The organism is Rhodococcus sp. A14, assembly GCF_011603105.1.
Classification (GTDB): Bacteria; Actinomycetota; Actinomycetes; order Mycobacteriales; family Mycobacteriaceae; genus Rhodococcus_F; species Rhodococcus_F opacus.
Genome location: NZ_JAAOQS010000310.1, coordinates 1 through 617 on the forward strand (window position 1 = coordinate 1; position 617 = coordinate 617).

Annotated in this window: 1 protein-coding gene; it reads right to left on the reverse strand. The window is 62.9% G+C overall.

Annotated elements, in window-relative coordinates; translation table 11 throughout:
* Positions 1–65 precede the first annotated feature (65 nt).
* Positions 66–302 carry a CopG family transcriptional regulator gene (locus G9373_RS45565; RefSeq protein ID WP_133983713.1) on the reverse strand — a complete coding sequence of 79 codons (237 nt, stop codon included), beginning with the start codon at positions 300–302 and terminating at the stop codon, positions 66–68.
* Between the last annotated feature and the right edge of the window lie 315 nt (positions 303–617).

Consider the following 617-nt stretch of genomic DNA (forward strand, 5'->3'; position numbering starts at 1 on the left):
GCCACTCCCCAACCACCCGGAGATTCCCAGAGAAATTCTGTGCCGCCACGCCACCACGGCAGGGATCAGCCGGCCGCTGAGCCATTGCGTTCGAGCCTCTCGGCGATCCACACCTTGATCAGCGACTGCCGGGTAACCCCGAGACGAGTCGCCTCACGATCCAACTCCGCGACCATCCACGCCGGGAAGTCGACATTGACACGCCGCTGCTCCTCGCCCGGGCGCCGGGCCCTGGCCGTATCGAGCGCGAACGTCACGTCCTCGCCGGCATCAAAACGCTCGTCGAACTCGTCAGCCCTCATAAAGCGCCACCTCTCCCTCACGTGAGCGCCGAACTGCGATGATCCGGGTCCGGTCCGCACGATAGGTCACCACCGCGGACCACCATTTTCCGTCAATCACCCCGATCACCAGCCACCTGGAGCTCATCCGTAGTTCTCGCGGGCACCTCGAGCCGGTGAGGATCTCGCCACAGTGCCTGCGCCGACAGAAAATCGATGCCGTGCTCGGCCAGGTTCGCTTCGCTCTTGTTCGGATCGAACTCAAACCCAGACATGTATAGAAACTATTCCATTTTGGCTGGAGGAGTTCCCCGCTTTCCCACCCCAGCTCAGGCC